The sequence below is a fragment of the Methylopila henanensis genome, assembly GCF_042681025.1.
GTDB classification, from domain to species: domain Bacteria; phylum Pseudomonadota; class Alphaproteobacteria; order Rhizobiales; family Methylopilaceae; genus Methylopila; species Methylopila henanensis.
Window position 1 is genome coordinate 220,078 of record NZ_JBHUER010000004.1, and the last position, 16,765, is coordinate 236,842.

At 69.8% G+C, this 16,765-nt stretch carries 17 protein-coding genes and 1 riboswitch; of the genes, 12 read left to right on the plus strand and 5 right to left on the minus strand.

Annotation, left to right across the window (positions count from 1 at the left end; genetic code table 11):
* The first annotated feature begins 219 nt into the window (after positions 1-219).
* On the plus strand, positions 220-1,077 hold the full coding sequence (locus ACFSCV_RS07330) for a transporter family protein (protein WP_378798443.1): 858 nt from the start codon (positions 220-222) through the stop codon (positions 1,075-1,077).
* Between the two features lie 165 nt (positions 1,078-1,242).
* Here the strand turns inward: ACFSCV_RS07330 and ACFSCV_RS07335 are convergent, their stop codons facing one another.
* Positions 1,243-2,256, minus strand: coding sequence for an asparaginase (locus ACFSCV_RS07335; RefSeq protein WP_378798445.1), 1,014 nt, complete (start codon positions 2,254-2,256; stop codon positions 1,243-1,245).
* Positions 2,257-2,322: 66 nt separating this feature from the next.
* Between ACFSCV_RS07335 and ACFSCV_RS07340 the strand changes: the two genes are divergently transcribed.
* The 8 genes from ACFSCV_RS07340 to urtE all read left to right on the plus strand — a co-directional run bounded on the left by ACFSCV_RS07340 (position 2,323) and on the right by urtE (position 11,003).
* Positions 2,323-2,628, plus strand: a complete 306-nt coding sequence (locus tag ACFSCV_RS07340) for a DUF7218 family protein (RefSeq protein ID WP_378798447.1) — start codon at positions 2,323-2,325, stop codon at positions 2,626-2,628.
* Complete coding sequence (locus ACFSCV_RS07345) at positions 2,628-3,674, plus strand: DNA topoisomerase IB (protein WP_378798449.1); 1,047 nt, start codon at positions 2,628-2,630, stop codon at positions 3,672-3,674. Before ACFSCV_RS07340 ends, ACFSCV_RS07345 begins: the two co-directional genes overlap by 1 nt.
* Before the next feature lie 65 nt (positions 3,675-3,739).
* Positions 3,740-4,960, plus strand: coding sequence for a lytic murein transglycosylase (locus ACFSCV_RS07350; RefSeq protein WP_378798451.1), 1,221 nt, complete (start codon positions 3,740-3,742; stop codon positions 4,958-4,960).
* Positions 4,961-5,304: 344 nt separating this feature from the next.
* On the plus strand, positions 5,305-6,609 hold the full coding sequence (urtA, locus tag ACFSCV_RS07355) for an urea ABC transporter substrate-binding protein (RefSeq protein WP_378798453.1): 1,305 nt from the start codon (positions 5,305-5,307) through the stop codon (positions 6,607-6,609).
* A 150-nt stretch (positions 6,610-6,759) separates the two neighbouring features.
* The gene (gene urtB, locus ACFSCV_RS07360) at positions 6,760-8,343 is read left to right on the plus strand and encodes an urea ABC transporter permease subunit UrtB (protein WP_378798455.1); all 1,584 of its coding nucleotides are present in this window, start codon (positions 6,760-6,762) and stop codon (positions 8,341-8,343) included.
* 76 nt (positions 8,344-8,419) lie between these two features.
* Positions 8,420-9,544 (plus strand): urea ABC transporter permease subunit UrtC, encoded by a 1,125-nt coding sequence (gene urtC, locus ACFSCV_RS07365; protein ID WP_378798457.1) that lies wholly within the window; start codon positions 8,420-8,422, stop codon positions 9,542-9,544.
* 5 nt (positions 9,545-9,549) lie between these two features.
* A complete protein-coding gene (gene urtD / locus ACFSCV_RS07370; protein ID WP_378798459.1) occupies positions 9,550-10,305 on the plus strand; it encodes an urea ABC transporter ATP-binding protein UrtD in 756 nt (251 codons plus the stop codon).
* Positions 10,302-11,003, plus strand: a complete 702-nt coding sequence (urtE, locus tag ACFSCV_RS07375) for an urea ABC transporter ATP-binding subunit UrtE (protein ID WP_378798461.1) — start codon at positions 10,302-10,304, stop codon at positions 11,001-11,003. The genes urtD and urtE overlap by 4 nt, the downstream gene beginning before the upstream one ends.
* Before the next feature lie 56 nt (positions 11,004-11,059).
* Here urtE and ACFSCV_RS07380 read toward each other — a convergent pair whose 3' ends face one another.
* From ACFSCV_RS07380 to ACFSCV_RS07395, 4 genes are all read right to left on the minus strand, one after another.
* Complete coding sequence (locus tag ACFSCV_RS07380; protein ID WP_378798463.1) at positions 11,060-11,659, minus strand: HupE/UreJ family protein; 600 nt, start codon at positions 11,657-11,659, stop codon at positions 11,060-11,062.
* A gap of 85 nt (positions 11,660-11,744) precedes the next feature.
* The gene (locus tag ACFSCV_RS07385; RefSeq protein ID WP_378798465.1) at positions 11,745-12,527 is read right to left on the minus strand and encodes an ABC transporter ATP-binding protein; all 783 of its coding nucleotides are present in this window, start codon (positions 12,525-12,527) and stop codon (positions 11,745-11,747) included.
* On the minus strand, positions 12,524-13,345 hold the full coding sequence (locus ACFSCV_RS07390) for an ABC transporter permease (protein WP_378798467.1): 822 nt from the start codon (positions 13,343-13,345) through the stop codon (positions 12,524-12,526). Before ACFSCV_RS07390 ends, ACFSCV_RS07385 begins: the two co-directional genes overlap by 4 nt.
* A gap of 173 nt (positions 13,346-13,518) precedes the next feature.
* Entirely contained in the window at positions 13,519-14,577 is a 1,059-nt protein-coding gene (locus ACFSCV_RS07395; RefSeq protein WP_378798469.1) for a putative urea ABC transporter substrate-binding protein, read from the minus strand.
* A 101-nt stretch (positions 14,578-14,678) separates the two neighbouring features.
* Positions 14,679-14,785: riboswitch (guanidine-I (ykkC/yxkD leader) on the minus strand.
* A 199-nt stretch (positions 14,786-14,984) separates the two neighbouring features.
* Here ACFSCV_RS07395 and ACFSCV_RS07400 point away from each other — a divergent pair.
* The 3 genes from ACFSCV_RS07400 to ureG are packed head-to-tail and all read left to right on the plus strand — an operon-like array spanning position 14,985 to position 16,761.
* Positions 14,985-15,431, plus strand: coding sequence for an urease accessory protein UreE (locus tag ACFSCV_RS07400; RefSeq protein WP_378798470.1), 447 nt, complete (start codon positions 14,985-14,987; stop codon positions 15,429-15,431).
* Positions 15,431-16,135 carry an urease accessory protein UreF gene (locus tag ACFSCV_RS07405; RefSeq protein ID WP_378798472.1) on the plus strand — a complete coding sequence of 235 codons (705 nt, stop codon included), beginning with the start codon at positions 15,431-15,433 and terminating at the stop codon, positions 16,133-16,135. Before ACFSCV_RS07400 ends, ACFSCV_RS07405 begins: the two co-directional genes overlap by 1 nt.
* Complete coding sequence (gene ureG, locus ACFSCV_RS07410) at positions 16,132-16,761, plus strand: urease accessory protein UreG (protein ID WP_378798474.1); 630 nt, start codon at positions 16,132-16,134, stop codon at positions 16,759-16,761. The genes ACFSCV_RS07405 and ureG overlap by 4 nt, the downstream gene beginning before the upstream one ends.
* The last annotated feature ends 4 nt before the right edge of the window (positions 16,762-16,765 follow it).

The following is a 16,765-nucleotide window of genomic DNA, read 5'->3' on the forward strand; positions in this document are numbered from 1 at the left end:
GGTCAGAATGAGATCATTCCTATAGCAATCGCCGTCCAAAAACTGTCCTCTTCACGTGGCGGCGCCGAGTCGGGGGCGCTTGTTGCGTCTGAAGTTCGTGGACATAAGACTTTCGATTTAAATCGCGAAAGAAACGAACCGAAGGCGTAATCGAAAATCAGCTCGGGTAGGCGGCGGCTCTTCGAGGCGCCGATCGGAGGAAAAGAAATGAAGCATGTGATGAAGATTGCGACGGCGGGCGCGTTCGCCCTCGGCGCCATGACGACGGCGGCCTTCGCCGGCGCGACTGCGCAGCCGGGCGAGACGGCCGGCCTCGCCGCCGGCGCCCCGCTGCCGGAAGGCCTGTACTTCGTGAACACCTTCAGCTGGGGTTCGATCGACACCCCGGGCAAGGACACCAAGCTCCTCGTCGACATCCCGCTGATCGCCTGGTCGACCCCGTGGCAGATCTTCGGCGGTAACGTCCAGGTCCTGGCCGCGACCCCGCTGATCCACCGCGACGCTCCGGGCGGCGCGCTGGACGACGCCGGCTTCTACAACCCCTTCCTGGCCGGCCGCATCGCGTTCGACCTGGGCGGCGGCCTCGGCGTCAGCTACCTGTCGGGCATCTACTTCAACGTCGGCGACAACGACGTGTCCGTCCGCGCCACCACCTGGCGTCAGGACTTCGCGGTCAGCTACACCAACGACGGCTGGAACCTGACGGCGAACCTGATCTGGGGCAACACGTTCGACACCGACCGCGCCGTCGGCGGCAAGACCTCGAACGGCTTCAACCTCGACCTGACGGCCACCAAGACCTTCGGCAAGTGGGAAATCGGCGCGATCGGCTTCGGCTCGACCGAGTACGACCTGCCGGAAGCGCAGAAGCGTAGCAACGGCGGCCCCGGCAAGGCCGAGACCTTCGCGGTCGGCCCGCTCATCGGCTACAACTTCGGACCGGTGATCCTGCAGGCGGCTCTGACCACCAGCATCTACTCGAAGAACTCGGCTGACGACACCCGCTTCTGGTCGCGCATCGTGATCCCGCTGTGGTCGCCCGAGAAGCCGCTGGCGCCGCTCGTCACCAAGTACTGAGACGAACGGACAGCCTCGGAGACCTGATCTCGAGACTGACGGAACGGGGAGCGCCCATGGCGCTCCCCGTTTTCGTTTTGAGCGGGCGAAGCGCCGGAGCGGAAGGCGCCCGGGTCCCTACCGGCGGCTTCGAGCGTCGAGGAAGCCCGAAGCTTGCGGCAGGCGTCAGGCGGCGCCGAGCGCTGGCGCCGGCCGCAGTTCGCCGACTTCGACGCCTTCCCAGTTGGTCAGCCGGCGGCGCATGCGGCTCGCGAGCCATGCGGCCTGCTCGCCCTCGGGGCGCAGCAGCCGGGCGAGCACGGCCGCCATCGCGACCTCCGCGGCGCGGGTCGCGCCGTCCTCGATCTTGATCGCGACCCCTAAGCCCAGTTCCGGCAGGGCGGCGATGTGGACGCCCTCGGCGCCCATCTTCACGAAGGCGCGGTCCTTCAGCGCCTGCATGGCCTCGGTGTCGAAGCGGCCCGTGCCGGCGACCTGGAACGGCGCCGACCAGACCGCCCGCATCAGCGTCTTCGCCGCGGCGGCGCGGGCGGGGCCGAAGCCCTCGCCGGTCGCGAACCGGGCGAAGGCGCGGGCGACGGACGCGAGCGGCGCGGCGTAGGTCGGGATGCCGCAGCCGTCGACGCCGACGGCCGCCTGCGCGAGGCTCACGCCAAACGCGCCCTCGAGCGCCGCGGTGACCTCTCGCTGGACGGGATGCTCAGGCTGGATGTAGCCGGCCGGCTCCACCTCCATCGCGCAGGCGAGGCACAGGAAGCCGGCGTGCTTGCCGGAGCAGTTGTTGTGGAGCGCGGTGGGGCCGACGCCGCTCGCGGCGAGCGCGCGCGCGGCCGCGTCGCTGGTCGGCCAATGCGCGCCGCATTCGAGCGCTTCGGCCCCGAGGCCGATGCGGGCGAGCGCGCCGGCTGCGGTCGCCACGTGCTCCGGCTCGCCGCTGTGGGAGGCGCAGGCGAGCGCGAGCTCCTCGTCGCTGAACCCGAACCGCGCCGCCGCGCCGCTCTCGACCAGCGGCAGCGCCTGCAGCGCCTTGACGGCCGAGCGGGGAAAGGTCGGACGTTCGACGTCGCCGAGCGCGAACACGAGCCGGCCGGCGGCGTCCGAGACCGCGACGGAGCCCGCGTGCCGGCTCTCGACCGCGATCCCGCGCGTGACCTCGACCAGGATCTCGCCCGCGCTCACGGCCGGAACCCGCAGGCCGCGCCGCGTGTTTGATCCGCGGCGGCGCAAAGGTCAGGGAGAACGGCAATGGCTGCGAAGCGCGCGACGTCGTCGAAGAAGGCCACGTCCAAAAACCCTTCGATCAAGAACCCGGAGGTCTACGAGGCCCTGCGGGACCAGGGCGCGAGCGCCGAGAAGGCCGCGCGCATCTCCAATGCGCAAGCGAAATACGGCGACCGCGGCGCGAACGCGCCGTCCTCCAAAGGGGGCAAGTCGCCGCCTTACGAGGACTGGCGGCGCGACGACCTCTACGCCAAGGCGCGCGAGATCGGCCTGAAGGGCGTGTCCCGGGCCACGAAGAGCGACCTCATCCACGCGCTGCGGTCGCATTGATGGCCGAGGACACCGATCTCACGATCGAGGAGATCGCGCGGCAGGCGGGGCTGCGGCTCTCCGGCGCCCGCGATCTCGAGATCACGCGCCGGCGTGCGGGCAAGGGCTTCGTCTATCTCGACCGCCGGGGAAAGCGCATCACCGACGCCGAGGCGGTGGCGCGCATCAAGGCGCTCGCGATTCCGCCGGCCTACGAGGACGTGCGGATCGCGGCCGACCCGCGCTGCCACCTGCAGGCGATCGGCCGCGACGAGGCCGGGCGGGTCCAGCACCGCTACCACCCGGACTGGAACGTGGTGCGCGAGACCCGGAAGGTGGAGCGCCTCGACCGCGTCATCGAGGCGCTGCCGAAGCTCCGCCGTCGGGTGGCGCGCGACCTCGCGAGCCCGAAGCTCAGCCGCGCCAAGGCGCTGGCCGCGGCCGTCGCCCTGATCGACGAGACCCATATCCGCGTCGGCTCCGAGACCTATCTGCGCTCCAACAAAGCCCATGGCGCGTCGACGCTGCTGAAGCGCCACGTGGAGATCTCTGGCGAGACCGTGCGGCTGTCGTTCCGCGGCAAGGGCGGCAAGGACATCGCCTGCTCGATGCGCTCGGGACGGCTCGCCCGTGCGCTCGGCCGGCTCAGCGGGCTGCCGGGCCGCCGGCTGTTCCAGTACCGCGGCGACGACGGAGCGGTGCGCCGCATCACGGCGGTCGACGTCAACGCCTACATCCGCGAGGCGACCGGGCTGCCCGTCACCGCCAAGGACCTGCGCATGCTGGGCGCGAGCGCGAACGCCGCCGAGCATCTCGCCGACCTCGAACCCGCCACCAGCGAGACCGCGCGGCGGCGGCAGCTCGCGGGCGTGATGCGCGCGATCTCGGAGCGGCTCGCCAACACGCCGGCGGTGGTGCGCAAGTCCTATGTCCACGCGCTGGTGGTCGACGCCTTCGGCGCCGGCGCGCTGCGCCGCGCCTATGACGACGCGCGCGGCCGTCCGGGCCTGCGCCGCGCCGAGGCGGCGCTCGCGCGGCTCGTCCGCCGGCTGAAGCGCGCGCCCTGAAGGGTTGACCCGCAAGGCGTTCCGGTCGAAGCATGCGCCTCCGCTCCAACAGGCCCGCAGTCGCAATGTCCCTGGTCGTGCGTCTCGCATCCGCGTTCGTCCTTGCAGCCTTCCCCGCGTTTGCGCAGGCGCCCGCCGCGCCGGCTGCCGCCGTTCCCTGCGGCGGCGACTTCGCCGCCTTCCTTGACGGCGTGCGCGCCGAGGCTCGCGAGGCCGGCGTGTCGGAGAAGGCGATCACGGCGGGCCTCGACGGCGTCGCGATCGACCCGAAGGTGCTCCAGCTCGACCGCGGCCAGTCGGTGTTCCAGCAGAGCTTCCTGCAGTTCGCCGGCCGCATGGTCGCCGGGGCCCGCGTGACGAAGGGGCCGCAGGTCATCAAGCAGAACGCGGCGCTGTTCGAGCGGGTCGAGGCGGAGTACGGCGTGCCGGCGTCGGTGATCGCCGCGTTCTGGGGCCTCGAGACCGACTTCGGCGCCAATCTTGGCAAGTTCGACACCCGCAATGCGCTCGCGACGCTCAGCCACGACTGCCGCCGCCCGGCCTTCTTCCGGCCGCAGCTCATCGCCGCGCTTAAGATCGTCGACCGCGGCGACCTCGCGCCCGGCGACATGCGCGGCGCCTGGGCGGGCGAGCTCGGCCACACCCAGATGATGCCGGTGGACTATGTCCGCGACGGCGTCGACGGCGACGGCGACGGCCGGCGCGACCTGATGCGCAGCGTGCCCGACGCCATGATGTCCGCCGGCAAGTACCTGTCCGACCTCGGATGGCGGCGCGGCCAGCCCTGGCTGCAGGAGGTCGTCGTCCCGGCGGAGATGCCGTGGGTCGAGGCCGACATCGACGTCAAGCATCCGGTCGCGCGCTGGACGGAATGGGGCGTGAAGGCCCGTACGGGCTCTTTAGCGCCCGCCGAGGCGAACGCGGCGCTTCTGCTGCCCATGGGCCGCAACGGCCCCGCCTTCCTCGCCTACGACAATTTCGACATCTACCGGAAGTGGAACCAGTCCTTCATCTACGCGATGACGGCGGCCTATCTCGCGACCCGCTACGAGGGCGCGCCCGCGGTCTCGAACGGCAACGCGCCGGTGCGCGTGCTCGACGCGGCCGAGCTGAAGCAGCTTCAGACCCTGCTCGCCCGCGACGGCTTCCCCGTCGGCGAGGTCGACGGCAAGCTCGGCGGCGACACCCGCCGCGCCTCCCGCAAGGCCCAGCTCAAGCACAACCTTCCCGCCGACGGCTATCCCAGCGTCGAGCTGCTGCAGGTCCTGTCGTCCTCCGGCGGCTGAGGCGGGCGCTCCTTTTTCCTCGAATGGGGCCGGGCCTGACCCCGGTCGTCCCTCGCTTGAGGCGCGAGCGTCTCGGGCGCGCCTCACGTCGTCACGTGCGGCGTAGCCTGCCCACGACGTCTGCGACGGACTGCGCCTAAAAGCGCCGCCATCGTCAGGCCGGCGCCCGCCAGCGGGCGCGAATGATCAAAAACTAGGCAGTTTAAGTCTGCCAACAGTTTGCGCTCGGGGCGCCTGATCCGAAGGCGCGGTGCTCGTCCTGCGGTGGCACGGATGATGCCTTTCACCCCGCGAACGGGCGCGTGAGCCGGGATGGCGCGCGCCGCGACTCGGGGAGTTGAACAATGACTTTCGGAAAGTTCGGGCGGGCCATAGCTGCGGCCGCCGCGCTCGGATGGGCGGCCTTCGCGCCGGCCCAGGCCTCGGCTGAGGAGACGATCAAGATCGGCATCCTGCACTCGCTCTCGGGCACCATGGCGATCAGCGAGACCACGCTGAAGGACGTCATGCTCATGCTCATCGAGGAGCAGAACAAGAAGGGCGGCGTGCTCGGCAAGAAGCTGCAGCCGGTGGTCGTCGACCCTGCGTCGAACTGGCCGCTGTTCGCCGAGAAGGCGCGCGAGCTGCTGACCAAGGAAAAGGTCGCGGCCACCTTCGGCTGCTGGACCTCGGTGTCGCGCAAGTCGGTGCTGCCGGTGTTCGAGGAGGCCAACGGCATCCTGTTCTACCCCGTCCAGTACGAGGGCGAGGAAAGCTCGAAGAACGTGTTCTACACCGGCGCGGCGCCCAATCAGCAGGCGATCCCGGCGGTCGACTACCTCATGAACGAGGAAGGCGTGCAGCGCTGGGTGCTGGCCGGCACCGACTACGTCTACCCGCGCACGACCAACAAGATCCTCGAGGCCTATCTCAAGTCGAAGGGCGTCGCTCAGGAAGACATCCTGATCAACTACACGCCGTTCGGCCATTCCGACTGGCAGACCATCGTCTCCGAGATCAAGAAGTTCGGCTCCTCGGGCAAGAAGACCGCGGTGGTCTCGACGATCAACGGCGACGCCAACGTGCCGTTCTACAAGGAGCTCGGCAACCAGGGCGTGAAGGCGACCGACATCCCGGTGGTGGCCTTCTCCGTGGGCGAGGAAGAGCTCGCCGGCCTCGACACCAAGCCGCTCGTCGGCCACCTCGCGGCGTGGAACTACTTCATGAGCGTCGACAATGAGGCGAACAAGGCGTTCATCGAGAAGTGGCAGGCGTTCATCAAGAACGACAAGCGCGTCACCAACGACCCGATGGAGGCGCACTACATCGGCTTCAACATGTGGGTGAAGGCGGTGGAGAAGGCCGGCACGACCGAGCCTGACGCGGTGATCGACGCGCTGATCGGCGTCTCGGTGCCGAACCTGACCGGCGGCTACTCCACGATGATGCCGAACCACCACATCACCAAGCCGGTGCTGATCGGCGAGATCAAGGAAGACGGTCAGTTCGACACCGTGTTCGAGACGCCTGGCCTGCTCGTCGCCAACGAGTGGTCGCCGTATCTCGAGGGCTCCAAGGACCTGATCGCGGACTGGCGCAAGCCGCTCTCGTGCGGAAACTTCAACGTGAAGACCGGCAAGTGCGGCGGCGGGGCCAAGGCCTCGCAGTAAGCCGCGCTCGGCCGGCCTGACGCCGGCCGCGCTCTCCGAACGACCCGTCGCGGGCCTCCGCATAGGCCCGCGGCGGCTTGGCTGTCCCGGCCCGACGCCGGGATCCGAGCGAAGGCCTCGCTCGCCCGTCTGTCTGGCGCCGGACCGCACATGACCCTTCTCCGAATCCTTCTCTGTCTCGTGGCGCTCGCAGGCGTCGCCCGCGCGGCCGAGCCGCAGGCGATCTTCGACAGGCTCGCGAGCACGAAGTACGACGACATCGAAGCGGGCGTGGGCGACCTCGCGACAAGCGGCCTGCCGGCCGCGGCCGACGCGCTGTCCGCGGCGCTCGACGGGCGCCTGCTGGTCGCGCCCGGAAAGCCGGCTTTGTTCAAGACGCCGATGGGCACCACCATCGACGTCGCCACCAACGCGCCCGCCGCGGCCGGGGCCGACGCCGGGCTGAAGCCCGTCCGCGTCAACAACCGCATCCGCCGCGCGGTCGCGACGGCGATCGGCACGCTGACGCTGATGTCGCCGGACGCCAGCGCGCGGCTCCGCGCCGCCGAAAGCGTGTTCCGCGGCCGCGACCCCGAGACGCTTCCCGCGCTCGACAAGGCGCTCGCCGCCGAGAAGGACGAGCGCGTCCTCGCCGCGATGCGGCGCGCGAAAGCCGCGATCACGCTGACCACGGACGCGCCCGAGGCCGACAAGGTCGCGGCCGTCGCGCTCGTCGCCGAACGCGGCGACCAGGACGGGCTCGTCCTGCTGCGCGGCCTCTCCGAGACGGCGCCGGAGGCGGTGAAGTCCGCCGCCGCGAGCGCGATCCAGGCGATCGAGACCCGGCAGGCGATGCTGGCGCGCGTTCAGGACGTGGCCTACGGCGTCAGCCTCGGCTCGGTGCTGCTGCTCGCGGCGGTGGGCCTCGCCATCACCTTCGGCGTCATGGGGGTCATCAACATGGCCCATGGCGAGATGGTCATGCTCGGCGCCTACACGACCTATCTCGTGCAGGACCTGCTGCGGACCTTCGCGCCGGGCCTGATGGAGGGCTCGCTCGCGATCGCCGTGCCCGCCGCCTTCCTGGTCGCGGGCGCCGTCGGCGTCGCGATCGAGCGCCTCGTCATCCGCCATCTCTACGGCCGCCCGCTCGAGACGCTGCTCGCGACCTTCGGCATCTCGCTGATGCTGCAGCAGGCGGTGCGCTCGATCTTCGGGCCGTCGAACCGCGAGGTCTCGACGCCGGACTGGCTGTCGGGCTCGCTCGACCTGTTCGGGCTGACGCTGACCTGGAACCGCGTCGCGATCGTGCTGTTCGCGCTCGCGGTGTTCTTCGCGCTCCAACTGGTGTTGAAGAAGACGACGCTCGGCCTGCAGGTGCGCGCGGTGACGCAGAACCGCCGCATGGCCTCGTCCATGGGCATCCGCACCGACCGCATCGACGCGCTGACCTTCGGCCTCGGCTCCGGCGTCGCCGGCATGGCGGGCGTGGCGCTGAGCCAGATCGACAACGTCAGCCCGAACCTCGGCCAAGGCTACATCATCGACAGCTTCATGGTGGTGGTGTTCGGCGGCGTCGGGAACCTCTGGGGCACGCTCGTCGGCGCGCTCACCATCGGCGTCGCCAACAAGCTGCTGGAGCCTTTCGCCGGCGCCGTGCTCGGCAAGATCATCCTGCTGGTGCTGATCATCCTGTTCATCCAGAAGCGGCCGCGCGGCCTGTTCGCGCTCAAGGGCCGGTTCGTCGACGCATGAGGACCCGTCCGATGCTCGCCACGACCGCGCCTCGTCCGATCCCCGGCCTCCGCGCCGCCGTTCGCGGAGCCCGCGCATGACGTCGACGCGCCTGATCGACTTCAAGGGCTATGTGTTCCTCGCCGTGCTGGTGGCGGCGGTGGTCATTGTCCCCGGACTTAACCTGCTGTTGCCCGCGGATAACCCGTTTCACATCCCGAACTACCTCGTTCCGCTGCTCGGAAAGTACCTGACCTACGCGCTGCTGGCGCTCGCCGTCGACCTGGTCTGGGGCTATTGCGGCATCCTCTCGCTTGGCCACGGCGCGTTCTTCGCGCTCGGCGGCTACGCCATCGGCATGCATCTGATGCGCGAGATCGGCCCGCGCGGCGTCTACGCCAATCCCGAGCTGCCGGACTTCATGGTGTTCCTCAATCTCAAGGAGCTTCCGGTCTGGTGGTGGGGCTTCGATTTCTTCCCCTACGCCGCGCTGATGGTTCTGCTCGTCCCCGGCGCGCTCGCCTTCGTCTTCGGCTGGTTCGCGTTCCGCTCGCGCGTCACGGGCGTCTATCTGTCGATCATCACCCAGGCCCTGACCTTCGCGCTGCTGCTCGCGTTCTTCCGCAACGACATGATCATGGGCGGCAATAACGGCCTGACCGATTTCAAGGATATTTTCGGCATTCCACTGCAGACGCAGGGAATGCGCGCCAGCCTGTTCGCGCTCTCCGCGCTCGCGCTCGGGCTCGGCTACCTGCTCTGCCGCTACATCGTGACCTCGAACTTCGGCAAGGTTCTCGTCGCCGTCCGCGACCAGGAGAGCCGCACCCGGTTCCTCGGCTACAAGGTCGAGAACTACAAGCTCGTGGTCTGGGTCATCTCGGCCATGATGGCGGGCGTCGCCGGCGCGCTCTACGTGCCGCAGGTCGGCATCATCAATCCCGGCGAGTTCTCGCCTGCGAACTCGATCGAGGCGGTGATCTGGGTCGCGGTCGGCGGCCGCGGCACGCTGGTGGGCGCGGCCCTCGGCGCCGTTCTCGTCAATTTCGCCAAGACCTGGCTGACGGGCGCCTTTCCGGAGCTCTGGCTGTTCGCGCTCGGCGGCCTGTTCGTGGTCGTCACGCTGTTCCTGCCCAAGGGCATCATGGGGCTCATCGGCTCCATGGACAGCGTCAAGGCGTGGACGGCCCGACGCCGCGCCGTCGCGAAACCGGCGGAGTGAGGCCGATGGACCAGAAGATCTCGCCGGAGCTGCTCTATCTCAACGACGTCTCGGTGGTGTTCGACGGCTTCCGCGCGTTGAACAGCCTCTCGCTCACCATCGGCGAGAAGGAGATGCGGGCGATCATCGGTCCGAACGGCGCCGGCAAGACCACGATGATGGACGTCATCACCGGCAAGACGCGGCCGACCGTCGGCACGGCGCTGTTCGACGGCGGCGTCCACGATCTCACCAAGCTCGACGAGGCCACGATCGCGGGCCTCGGCATCGGCCGCAAGTTCCAGACGCCCACGGTGATCGAGAACCACGACGTCGAGACCAACGTCGAGCTGGCGCTCAAGGCCGACAAGGGGCCGTTCGCCAAGCTGTTCTCGCGCCGCACGCCGCAGGTGCAGGAGCGGATCGACGAGATCCTCGAGCGGGTGCGGCTCAAGAACGCGCGCCACCGCCGGGCCGGCGACCTCAGCCACGGCCAGAAGCAGTGGCTCGAGATCGGCATGCTGCTGGCGCAGGAGCCGAAGCTGCTGCTGGTCGACGAGCCCGCCGCCGGCATGACCGACGCCGAGACCGCCGACACCGCCGTGCTGCTGCGGGAGATTGCGGAAACCCGCTCCGTCGTCGTCGTCGAGCACGACATGATCTTCGTGCGCGATCTCGGCGTGAAGGTCACCGTGCTGCACGAGGGCTCGGTGCTGGCCGAGGGCAGCCTCGACCATGTCTCGTCGAACGAACGCGTGATCGAGGTTTACCTGGGCCGATGAGCGCTCTCACCGTATCCGATCTCGACCTCTATTACGGCGCGGCGCAGGCGCTGAAGAAGGTCTCCCTCACCGCGGCCCTCGGCAAGGTCACCTGCGTGCTCGGCCGCAACGGCGTCGGCAAGACGTCGCTGATGCGGGCGGTCGCTGGCGTCCGGCCGATCAAGGCCGGCTCGATCACGCTGAACGGCGAGGCGATCGACCGGCTCGCGCCGCACGAGCGGGCGCGCCGCGGCGTCGCCTTCGTGCCGCAGGGGCGCGAGATCTTCCCGCTGCTGACCGTGAAGGAGAATCTCGAGACCGGGTTCGCGCCGCTGAAGCGCAAGGACCGTACCGTCCCGAGCGAGATCTTCGACCTGTTCCCGGTGCTGAAGTCGATGCTCGGCCGGCGCGGCGGCGACCTGTCGGGCGGCCAGCAGCAGCAGCTCGCGATCGGTCGGGCGCTGACGACGCGGCCGAAGCTGCTGATCCTCGACGAGCCGACCGAGGGCATCCAGCCGTCGATCATCAAGGACATCGGCCGCGCCATCAACCTGCTGCGGTCGCGCGGCGACATGGCGATCCTGCTGGTCGAGCAGTATGTCGAGTTCGCCCATGAACTCGCCGACGAGATCGCGGTGATGGAGCGCGGCGAGATCGTGCTCCACGGGCCGAAGTCCGAGATTTCCGAAGAAGAGCTCCGCCGCCGCGTCGCGGTGTGATCCGCCGGCCGTATCCCGGCTCGGCGCCTTCGCGCCGTCCGGGATACGGCGTTCGGTCAGACCGCGCCGACGAGGATCGCGACGCCCGTGAGCGCGGCCGCCCCGCCGGCGGCGCGGGTCACGAGATCGCCACGGCGCTCGGCGATCCGGCCGATCGCGAAGCCGAAGCCGGCGCCGGCCGCGTGCAGCAGCGCGGTGGCCAGCATGAAGCCCGCCGCATAGGCGGCGGCGCCGGCCGACGCCGGCATCTCGGCGCCGTGGGCGTAGCCGTGGAAGATGGCGAACAGGCCCACGAGGCCCATGGCGGCCGCGACCGGGGCCCGGACGCCGAACGCCACGACCGCGCCGAGCACGACGATCGAGAGCGCTATGCCGGTCTCGACGAAGGGCATGTCGAACCCGGCCGCGCCAAGCGCGCCGCCGCCCGCCATCATCAGCACGAAGGTCGCGGGCACGGCCCAGACCGCGCGGCCGCCGAGCTGGTAGGCGAACACGCCGACCATGACCATCGCCAGCACATGGTCGAGACCGCCGAGCGGGTGCTCGAAGCCGTGGGCGAAGCCTCCAAGCGCGCCGGCGCCGGCATGCGCGAAGGCGAGGGCGGGAGCGAGCGTCGCCGCGGTCGCGACGGCGAGGCGAAGGAGGTGGCTGCGCATATGCGTCTCCTTGAACGGCGGGACTGGCCGGGATTCGGTTGGGGTCCGGGCGGGATGCTACCGCGCCCGGATCAAGCCCGGGAGATTAATCCGCTGCGACGAGAGGCTGCGGCGGCGGCTTCTGGAAGCCGAGCACCGGCACCGGCCCCTCGCGGGTGAGCTCGAGATCGTAGGTGACGCGCGCGCCGAAACGCCCCGGCGCCTGCGGATCGTGCCGCACCTTGTCGAAGGCCACCACCCGGGTGCCGAGCCCGAACGCCTCGCGCAGGTCGTGCGTGACCATGATGACCGTCATGCCGAGGCGCGCCCAGAGCGGCTTCAGCAGGGCGTGCATCTGCGCGCGGGTGCCCGGGTCGAGCGCGCCGAACGGCTCGTCGAGCAGCAGGATCTTCGGGTCCTTGGCGAGCGCCTGCGCGATCGCGAGCCGCTGCTGCATGCCGCCCGAAAGCGCCAGCGGGTATTTGTGGCGGTGGGCGGCGAGGCCGACGGCCTCGATCAGCTCCTCCGCCTTCTCGACGGCCTGCCGTTTGGCGCGCCCGAACAGCTTGCCGAGCAGCGGCGACTGCGCGAATTCGTAGCCCGCGACGACGTTGGCGAGCACCGTCATGTGCGGGAACACCGAATAGCGCTGGAACACGACGCCGCGGTCGGCGTCGGGCTCGTCGCGCAGCGGTCGCCCGTCGAGCAGCAGCGCGCCGCGGGTCGGCCGATCCTGGCCCAGAACCATGCGCAGGAAGGTGCTCTTGCCGCAGCCGGACGGTCCGACCACAGATACGAACGAGCCGGAGGCGATCTCGAGGTTCAGGTTCTCGATGACGACTTGGTCGCCGAACTCGACCCAAACGTTTCGGACCGAGATCGCGCTCATCGCCGCTCTCCCGCATAGGCCCAGGGGAAGGCGGAACGGGCGAGTTTCGCGAGCGCCCAGTCCATGAGAAAGGCCAGCAGAGTGATCCACGCCACGTAGGGTAGGATGACGTCCATCGCGAGATAGCGCCGCACGAGGAAGATGCGGTAGCCGAGGCCGCTGTCGGCCGCGATCGCCTCCGCCGCGATCAGGAACAGGAAGGCCGGGCCGATCTGGAGCCGGACCACCTCGATCAGCCGCGGTAGCGCCTGGGGCAGGGCGACGCGCAGAACCGTCTGCCAGGTGGAGGCGCCAAGCGTCTGGGCTTTGACAAGTTGCTCGACCGGGATCGCCTGAACCGTCATCGCGATGTCGCGCACGATCGGGGGCGCGACCCCGATCACGATCAGCGCGACCTTGGACAGCTCGCCGAGCCCGAAGATGATGAACAGGATCGGCAGGATCGCCATGGGCGGCACCATGGAGATGACTGCGACCAGCGAGCCGCCGGCGGCGTTGAACGCGGGCAGGATGCCGAGCGCGACGCCGAGCGTCAGCCCGGTCAGGGTGGCGATCCCGAGACCGAGCGCTAGCCGCTGCAGGCTCGAGACGGTGTCCGCAACCATGGTGATCTCGCCGGTGCGCCGGTCGGGCTCCGTCGCCATCCGCGTCGTCGTCTGGACCATTTCGGACACGGGCGGCAGCAGCTTGTCGTTCGGATTCGCGGCGCGACGTTCGGCGGAGCCGAGCACGTAGACGACCGCGATCAGCAGAAAGGGGATGATCGCAAGCAGAATCCGGGCGCCGGCGGCGGGCCGGACGTTCATTGCGCGACGCATGAAACTACCTCGTGCAGCCATCGTCATCCCGGCCGAAGCGCAGCGAAGAGCCAAGATGGTTTTTCAGGAGAAGGCGCGCGAACCGCGCCCTGTGCGGACGACGATCCCGGATCGGTCCGAGTCCGATCCGGGAGGACGCCGCTACGATGCGCCGGCAGCGTGCCGGCGGCGCATCAAAGCTTGCCGTCCGCCGCGAGCTTCATGAAGGTCGGGTCGAACCGCAGCTTCACGTTCGCCGCGTCGCCCAGCGTCTTTCCGCCGGCGAAGCCGATGCCGACGGCGTCCTTCGACTTGGCGCCGTCGCCCAGAAGGCCGTGGTCGAACGAGAACGTGCGCACCAGGTCCATGGTCTTGACGATATCGGCGCTCTCGACGAAGGCGACGGCCTCGGCGGGCTTTGCGAACAGCTTGGTCGCCGCGAGCTGGGCGTCGAAGCCCGCAAGGTCGGTGCCGGACTGCTTGCCCATCGCCGCGCGCGCCTCCTTGCCCTTCTCGCCCGGATCTACGACCAGCGCCAGCGTCTCGTACCAGATGCCGGCGAGCGCCTTGCCGAAGTCCGGATTGTCCTTGAGCGTCTCGGTGTTGACGCCGAGCAGGTCGATGATCTCGCCCGGAATCTTGGAGCTGTCGAACAGCGCGGTCGAGCCTGGCTCGGTCTTCACTTCCGCGAGCAGCGGATTCCAGGTGACGACCGTCTTGGTGTCGGGCGCCTTGAAGGCCGCGACCATGTCGGCGTCGGAGGTGTTGACGACCTTAATGTCCTTCTCCGCGAGGCCGGCGCCTTCGAGCGCGCGGGCGAGGAGGTAGTGCGAGACCGACAGCTCGACGAGGTTGATGCTCTCGCCCTTGAGGTCGGCGACGGACTTAGCCGATTTGGAGACGATGCCGTCGTTGCCGTTCGAGAAGTCGCCGACGATCAGCGCCGTGGTGTCGACGCCGCCCGCGGCCGGGATGGTGAGCGCGTCCATGTTGGTCAGCGTCACGCCGTCGAACTTGCCGGCGGTGTACTGATTGATCGACTCCACGTAGTCGTTGATCTGCGTGACCTTGATGTCGATGCCGTACTTGTCGGCCCATTTCTTCACGATGCCGGCGTCGGCAGCGTAGGGCCAGGGCATCCAGCCGACATAGATCGTCCAGGCGATCTCGAAGTTCTTCTTGGGCGCCGCTTCGGCCGGCGCGACGAGCGCGGCGGCGGACAGGGCGAGAGCGGCGATAAGACTGCGCAGCATGAGCACTCCTCGGTCGGTCGGCCGGGGCGGCCGGTGTCGTCGTCAAGGAGTTCGCGCGCACGGAATCGGAGGTCGGTCCGCGGCGACGAACCCGTGCAGTGACCTCCCGGGATTTTGCCCCGCCGTGTCTTTCCGCATGAGAGGCAGCGGAAAGTGCGTCTCTTGGACCAGCGCCGCCTGTGCGGCCGGAACCCTAGACGCTCTGCACGCCACGCTGGGAGCAAGCGCCATGCCAGCGCGTCGCAAGCTGAGCCTGCGGCGCGCGCCGGACCGTGGATCTGCGCCGGCGCCTATCGCTTGGGCGCCTCGCAAGGCAGGCGCCCGTCATCGCGGCTGCGGCGCGCGTGGACAGGCGCGCGCCCGCCGCCCATAGTTCCGGCCTCCCGCAATCCGCATGCCGCCGTTCCATGATCCGCGCCGTCTCCGTCCTCCGCCGCGCCGCCGTGCGTCCCGACCAGACCGTCGACAGCGTCACGCTCGATCACGACGGCCGCCAGCGCCGTCGTCTGGCGCTGGCCTGCGAGGGCGGGCTCGACGTGCTGCTCGATCTCGAACGCCCGGCCGACATCCAGGACGGAGACGCCCTGCGGCTGGAGGACGGCCGGCTGGTGCTCGTGCGGGCGGCGCCTCAGCGCCTGATGGAGATCACGGCAGGCAGCCGGCTGCGCCTCGCGCGCCTCGCTTGGCACATCGGAAACCGGCACACGCCGGCCGAGATCGGCGAAGACGCCATCCTGATCGAGCCGGACCACGTTCTCGCCGAGATGGTGCGGGGCCTCGGCGGCGCCGTGCGCGAGGTCGAAAGGCCGTTCGCGCCGGAGCGCGGCGCCTATCACGCGCACGGCCACGGCTGATGCTCGACCGAACGACCGGCGCTGCGGACGACGCCGCGCTGCTCAAGCTCATGACGTGGCTGTCGCCGGCCTTTCCCGTCGGCGCGTTCTCCTACAGCCACGGGTTGGAATGGGCGATCGAGCAGGGCGACGTCTCCGATCGCGCCGCGCTCGTGGACTGGATCGACGCGCTGCTGGAGATGGGCGGGCTCGGCTCCGACGCCGTTCTGTTCGCGCGCGCCCACGACGCGGCCGAAGAGCAGGATGACGACGCCCTGCGCGAGGTCGCGGAGCTTGCGGCGGCGTTCCAGCCGTCGCGGGAGCGGCGGACCGAGAGCTTCGGCCAGGGCGGGGCGTTTCTCGCGGCGATCCGGGCCACCGCGCCCTGCGCCGCCGTCGACCGGCTCGGCGCCTGCTGGAGCGGGCCGGTCGCCTACCCCGTCGCGGTCGCCGTCGCGGCCGCGGGCCATGGCCTGCCGCGCCGGCCGGCGCTGGCCGCCTTTCTCACCGCCGGCGTCGCCAATCTGGTCTCCGCCGCGGTGCGGCTCGTTCCGCTCGGCCAGACCGACGGGCTCCGCGCGATCGCCGCGCTCGAGCAGGCGACGCTTGGCGCCGTCACGCGCGGCGAGGCCACGGCGCTCGAGCGGCTGTCGGGCGCCGCGCTCCGATCGGACATCGCGTCCATGCGCCACGAAACCCAACGCACGAGGCTGTTCCGAACATGACCCTATCGCCCCATGGCCCGCTTCGCGTCGGCGTCGGCGGGCCGGTCGGCTCCGGCAAGACCGCCCTGATGGACGCGCTTTGCAAGCGCTTGCGCGACCGGGTGCGGCTCGCCGCCATCACCAACGACATCTACACCAAGGAGGACGCGGAGTTCCTGACCCGCTCGGGCGCGCTGGAGCCCGACCGCATCCTCGGCGTCGAGACCGGCGGCTGCCCGCACACCGCGATCCGCGAGGACGCCTCGATCAATCTCGCGGCGATCGACGACCTGACGTCGCGCTTTCCCGATCTCGAGCTCGTGCTGGTGGAGAGCGGCGGCGACAACCTCGCCGCGACCTTCTCGCCGGAGCTCGCGGACCTGACGATCTACGTCATCGACGTCTCGGCGGGCGACAAGATCCCCCGCAAGGGCGGTCCCGGCGTCACGCGCTCGGACCTGCTGGTGATCAACAAGATCGATCTCGCGCCTTACGTCGGCGCGAGCCTCGAGGTGATGGACCGCGACGCGACCGCGCAGCGGAGGGGCCGTCCGTTCGTGTTCGCCAACATGAAGACCGGCGAGGGCCTCGACGCGATCGTGGACTTCATCGCGCGCGCCGGCGGCCTGTCCGCCGCTGCGGCGTGAGAAG

Coding starts and splice junctions, on each gene's coding strand:
- ACFSCV_RS07330 (WP_378798443.1), top strand. CDS start 220: ATGAAGATTGCGACGGCGGGCGCGTTCGCCCTCGGCGCCATGACGACG.
- urtB (WP_378798455.1), top strand. CDS start 6,760: ATGACCCTTCTCCGAATCCTTCTCTGTCTCGTGGCGCTCGCAGGCGTC.
- ACFSCV_RS07395 (WP_378798469.1), bottom strand. CDS start 14,577: ATGCTGCGCAGTCTTATCGCCGCTCTCGCCCTGTCCGCCGCCGCGCTC.
- ACFSCV_RS07380 (WP_378798463.1), bottom strand. CDS start 11,659: ATGCGCAGCCACCTCCTTCGCCTCGCCGTCGCGACCGCGGCGACGCTC.
- ureG (WP_378798474.1), top strand. CDS start 16,132: ATGACCCTATCGCCCCATGGCCCGCTTCGCGTCGGCGTCGGCGGGCCG.
- ACFSCV_RS07390 (WP_378798467.1), bottom strand. CDS start 13,345: ATGCGTCGCGCAATGAACGTCCGGCCCGCCGCCGGCGCCCGGATTCTG.
- urtE (WP_378798461.1), top strand. CDS start 10,302: ATGAGCGCTCTCACCGTATCCGATCTCGACCTCTATTACGGCGCGGCG.
- ACFSCV_RS07405 (WP_378798472.1), top strand. CDS start 15,431: ATGCTCGACCGAACGACCGGCGCTGCGGACGACGCCGCGCTGCTCAAG.
- ACFSCV_RS07350 (WP_378798451.1), top strand. CDS start 3,740: ATGTCCCTGGTCGTGCGTCTCGCATCCGCGTTCGTCCTTGCAGCCTTC.
- urtD (WP_378798459.1), top strand. CDS start 9,550: ATGGACCAGAAGATCTCGCCGGAGCTGCTCTATCTCAACGACGTCTCG.
- ACFSCV_RS07345 (WP_378798449.1), top strand. CDS start 2,628: ATGGCCGAGGACACCGATCTCACGATCGAGGAGATCGCGCGGCAGGCG.
- ACFSCV_RS07385 (WP_378798465.1), bottom strand. CDS start 12,527: ATGAGCGCGATCTCGGTCCGAAACGTTTGGGTCGAGTTCGGCGACCAA.
- urtC (WP_378798457.1), top strand. CDS start 8,420: ATGACGTCGACGCGCCTGATCGACTTCAAGGGCTATGTGTTCCTCGCC.
- ACFSCV_RS07340 (WP_378798447.1), top strand. CDS start 2,323: ATGGCTGCGAAGCGCGCGACGTCGTCGAAGAAGGCCACGTCCAAAAAC.
- ACFSCV_RS07400 (WP_378798470.1), top strand. CDS start 14,985: ATGATCCGCGCCGTCTCCGTCCTCCGCCGCGCCGCCGTGCGTCCCGAC.
- urtA (WP_378798453.1), top strand. CDS start 5,305: ATGACTTTCGGAAAGTTCGGGCGGGCCATAGCTGCGGCCGCCGCGCTC.